Source organism: Asaia sp. SF2.1, assembly GCF_000505765.1.
GTDB lineage: Bacteria > Pseudomonadota > Alphaproteobacteria > Acetobacterales > Acetobacteraceae > Asaia > Asaia bogorensis.
Window position 1 is genome coordinate 1 of record NZ_AYXS01000003.1, and the last position, 4,413, is coordinate 4,413.

Here is a 4,413-nt window from a genome sequence, read left to right on the forward strand (position 1 = left end):
CCCCCGCGGCGTTCAGATCTAACTCCAACCTGGTCGGCTGATCTCGATTTTCTGACGGTTCCGCTCTCACAGTGGAAAGCCGTCATTCCGCGCGACAGCGCCGGTCGTCCCCTTTGGTATAATAACCTGATCGATGCTCTGCGTGGCGTCTGGTGCCGCTCAATAGCCAGCGCGACGATTGCGGAAATATTCGGTGTCTCGCGTGCCTCCATCTGGGCCGCAGCAGATAGCCGTAATCTTCCAAGACGTACCGATCATGCCAGTCGTGGTCGGGGTATGACGGGTAAAGCGCTCGATGCGCTCATCGCCTATGATGAAATCCCGGAACTGGCCCGCAATGCCCTGCCCCGCATCGATAGCAATCTCGCGCCGGGACGCGATCGTTATTTCCAGGATGCTGCACGCTCGATGCGCGGTGCCCGCGAAGCCATCCGTCGTCGCAAGAGATCGCAGCGTATTACCGGCGGTGGACTGGACGACATTGGCACCTACTCGATAGCCACTCATCCCGGCCTGTCTGCGATCTGGTCATGAGCACGACCGGCCCCAGGGCGCTTCAGCGCCACATCATGGATCCCTTGTTCAGACAGCATGTGGCGGAGCGCGCGTTGCAGATCGCCGCGATCAGCGTCGTGCTGAATATTGCGCTTTTCGCGACCGTGATCTGGGAAATCAGCCGCCCTGTCGAAAATCACTTCATCTATTTCGACCAGTTCGGCCATCCGAGGGAGTTGCTGACGACCGATAGCCGGGCATTATCGGATGGTGAGCTTGGCGAATGGGCCGTTCATCGTGTCGTTAATCTCTACACGATGAACTTCAAGAATGTTGACGATCACCTTAACGAGGCGCGTACCGATTTTAACGTCAGCGGGTGGAATGGCTGGTTCAGCCGTTTTCGCGAAAAGGGCAACGTCACCTTCATCAAGCAATACCGTGTCTATGTTTCCTCGATCGCACAGACAGCGCCCACCATTCTCGAAGAGGGCGTGGATGCGCAGAAACATTATACTTGGCGATTGCGGTTCCGGCTGAACGTCACATGGGAAAACAACCAGCCGCCACCGGTCAATGATCATTACCAGATCACCATGACCGTGCGGCGCACGGCAAACCCGATCTACAAATCCGGTCTGGAAATCACGCAGCTCGACGCCGTCCCTGTCACTGGCGGGGAGAATGGCTGATGTCCGTACGTTTCACCGCCTGCGCAGTCGTTCACTTGCGTTGCTGGCAGCGTGTTCGATGAGCATGGTCGTCCCTCTCACCCAGGCAGCGGAGCCGGACGACGATCGGCATGGACCGACTGGCGTCTATGCGGGTCCTCCCCTGACGCCGGGCGAAATCACGTCCCTTCGCGAGCATCTCGATAATAAATACGATCAGACGCAGCAATTGCTCGACGATCATGGCAATCCCGACCGGATCGGCCTGCCCGTACATCGCACTGTCACCGTTTCCCTGACAAGCGGTGGCGCAATCAATATTCTCAATCTCGCTCAGGGGTTCGCGACAGCCATCAGTTTCATCGACTCAACAGGCGAACCATGGCCGATCGAATACAATGCCAATAGTAACAGTTCGGGCGGGTGTCGAAACGGTCCGACCGGGCAACAAAATGCCGGACAGGCCGTGATGATCACAGGTGCGTCCTCCTGCATACCGGCACCTGGATCGAATGTTCTGCAGATCCAGCCGGACTCAAAATATCCGCGTGGCAATCTGATCGTGACCCTCAAAGGGGCGCCCAAACCCCTTGTATTCCAATGGATCGCGGGACCCGGCGCCTATGATGCCGATCTGACTTTCCGTATCCGCGAGCGCGGCCCCAATGCAAAGGCCGATCTGTCGGGCGTGTCCGACATGCCCCTCACAGGGACAGCCGACCTCAACAGTTTCGGTGACGGAACACCGCCCGCCGAAGCGATGCCGCTCGATGTACGCAATATCTCCGCCGATGACGTGCAGGCCTGGAAGTATCGCGGACATTATTATCTGCGCACGCGTTACGAGTTGCAGTCCCCAGGTCCAACGAGCGGGTTTCGCCTGACCGGCGGAGCAGGCTGGGTCTATGAACTGCCGATTACGCCTGTCCTGTATCTCTGGGTCAACCAGAGCCCCCTCAAGATCGACCTGGCAGAGGGCGGCTCATGAGCGACACGCAGGCACAAGCTGAAGAAAGACTGCTCGCAGAGCAGGAAAGGCAACGCGCGACCTCCCAGGCGAATGCGGATCTGCGGATCCGGGCGCGCAAGGGGATGAAATTTCTTCTGTGCTTCGTCGGCGTGGGCGCGTTGGCCATTGGCGCGCTTCATTATATGGCGCGCACGACCTCGGGCACGAATTCGCAGGTGGCAGCCCCGCCGAAGATGAAAGGAAATGCGGGCGGCACGAATAATTCCGCGCGCATTCGCAAGGATTACTTCGCTGCAGATCAGGCGGACGAAAAAGCCGCTGAAAAAGCCCGTCAGAGTTACACGCCAGCCCTGTCGGGACGCGGTCTGGGCGCCGACGCGCATGATCTCGGTCTGAACGACCTTTCAAAAGAAGGCGCAGCATCCGCTCCTGCCCTCGACAAGCCCCAAAAGCCTCCTGCGCCTCCCCCTGGGGCTGCGCCTGGCACACCGTCCCCTCTCGGCAAGGGAGGAAGGGGAGATGCCCCCTCCGGTCATGGGGCAGGCGGCACGGAACTGGCCCTGGGAGGCGATGCCGGCTCTCAGCGCGGCGTATCCCCGGCCGGCCCCTCTCCTGCCGCGCTGGCCCAGATTTACGCGGCATGGTCGTCTCATGGCATCGCCGTTGAAATGGGAAAGCCCCCTGCCCGCGCCGCCGGACAGGCCGGCAGTGCCGGCAACAGTCCCGATCAGAGCCCTCCTGTCACGGGCGGTGCAACAGATCTCGGCACACGCAACGCCAGTGCCGCAGCGACCGGTTCGACGGCAATCCCTGCGGCAGCGGGCCAGAAACGCACGCTTCTTGCTGCAGGCCGTGGCATCTATGCCCATACGATCACGGCCGCCAACAGCGATCAGAAGGGTCCTGTGCTCGCCGATGTCGATAGCGGGCCTTTCACTGGCGCGCGTCTCATCGGCGAATTCGACCGTGAGGAGGAGCGTCTGGTCGTACATTTCACCCAGCTGGTCATCGATGACCATGAGCCACTTGCGGTCGATGCGCGCGCGATCGCGCCTGACACGATGGAAACGGCGGTCGCGAGCGATGTGAACGAGCATTATCTGACGCGCATCGCGCTGCCCACCGCTGCCGCCTTCGTTCAGGGCCTGGGCCAGGCCATGCAATCCACCAATACCCAATCCTACACGGGGGGGCTGGGTGGCATCACGTCATTCACGCATCTCACGCTGCCGCAACAGCTCGGCGTCGCTGCCGGCTCGGCGGGGCAGACGCTCGGTCAGGTGCTGCAGAAGGCGACCCCCCAGCAGGCAACCGTCACCCTCGCTGCCAATAGCAGCATCGGGGTCCTTTTCCTCAAACCGGTCATCAGCCAATGAGCGCAGCCCTCCTCAAACGACGCTTTCCGTCCGAAGGCAGTCATCTTCATGAGGTTCCGATGTCAGAGACGATCCAGAATTTCGAGCCCATCGACCTCCCGACCGCGCGGCGCCCTGCTCCCGCAGTGGCGCCTGCCGGCCCGACACCGGCAGACAATGAAGCGCCGCGCGCGCGCATCGTGACGCCCGGTGAGGGGCGAAAGGCGCCACAGAAGAAACGCCTTTTCATCGGCGTCGCTCTGTCGGTGCTCGTGGTCGGAGCCGGTATGAGTGTCTGGCTTACACAGCAGGGCACATCACACTGGAACAATGCGCCCTTGCCCGTCAGGGAGCAGAGCCGTGCCGCATCGAACACGATGCATGCAGGTGCACTTGCGAGCGCTGGTCAGCCTGTCCATGGCCCTGGCGCGTTGAAGATGCCGGCGGTAGAACAGAGCCCCGCAACGGTGAAAGTGTCCTCACCGGAGACGGCCGGAACAAGCACACAGTCACCAACTGGAACGTCGTCAGGCGTGGCTGCGTCGGGCCTTGCGACTGCGCCAGCATCAGCTGGATCAGCACCTGCAGAGACAGCGGTTCAGCCTGCTGCCCCTGCGCAATCATCAGCCAGTGTGCAGGACGATGCGCAACCAGCGCCCGTACCCACCCAGCAGGTTATCAATCTGCTTCTGAAGCGTCTGGGCGAACTCGAGGCAGCACAGAAGCAGGAAGAGGCGGCGCGCAAGGCACTTGGCGCCTCCCTCGATCAGAAAGATACCGCGCTGAACGCGACCATTTACCGCGAGGCGGGACGCCTGGATGAAATCAGCGCCAATCTTCATTCAATGCTCGTTGCCTCGCAGACACCGCGGGCGCCGGAGACGCAAGAGCCGGTTGTGCCTGCCGGTGCGGCAACGCCAGC

5 protein-coding genes are annotated in these 4,413 nt (G+C 61.3%); all 5 read left to right on the forward strand.

What is annotated here, in order from left to right; all coding sequences use genetic code 11:
* On the forward strand, window positions 1-534 hold a 534-nt coding region (locus tag P792_RS37295), incomplete at its 5' end, for a hypothetical protein (RefSeq protein WP_035439340.1).
* Complete coding sequence (locus P792_RS23350) at window positions 531-1,187, forward strand: DotI/IcmL/TraM family protein (RefSeq protein WP_081866907.1); 657 nt, start codon at window positions 531-533, stop codon at window positions 1,185-1,187. The genes P792_RS37295 and P792_RS23350, both read left to right, overlap by 4 nt.
* A complete protein-coding gene (locus P792_RS35790) occupies window positions 1,180-2,154 on the forward strand; it encodes a DotH/IcmK family type IV secretion protein (protein WP_023977690.1) in 975 nt (324 codons plus the stop codon). The genes P792_RS23350 and P792_RS35790 overlap by 8 nt, the downstream gene beginning before the upstream one ends.
* Window positions 2,151-3,512, forward strand: a complete 1,362-nt coding sequence (locus P792_RS38195; protein ID WP_023977691.1) for a DotG/IcmE/VirB10 family protein — start codon at window positions 2,151-2,153, stop codon at window positions 3,510-3,512. Before P792_RS35790 ends, P792_RS38195 begins: the two co-directional genes overlap by 4 nt.
* A gap of 59 nt (window positions 3,513-3,571) precedes the next feature.
* Window positions 3,572-4,413: hypothetical protein (locus P792_RS37300; RefSeq protein ID WP_023977692.1), on the forward strand; the 842-nt coding region annotated here is incomplete at its 3' end.

Excerpts from the sequence above, each read along its gene's own strand:
- P792_RS38195 (WP_023977691.1), top strand. The coding sequence starts at position 2,151 with ATGAGCGACACGCAGGCACAAGCTGAAGAAAGACTGCTCGCAGAGCAG.
- P792_RS23350 (WP_081866907.1), top strand. The coding sequence starts at position 531 with ATGAGCACGACCGGCCCCAGGGCGCTTCAGCGCCACATCATGGATCCC.
- P792_RS35790 (WP_023977690.1), top strand. The coding sequence starts at position 1,180 with ATGGCTGATGTCCGTACGTTTCACCGCCTGCGCAGTCGTTCACTTGCG.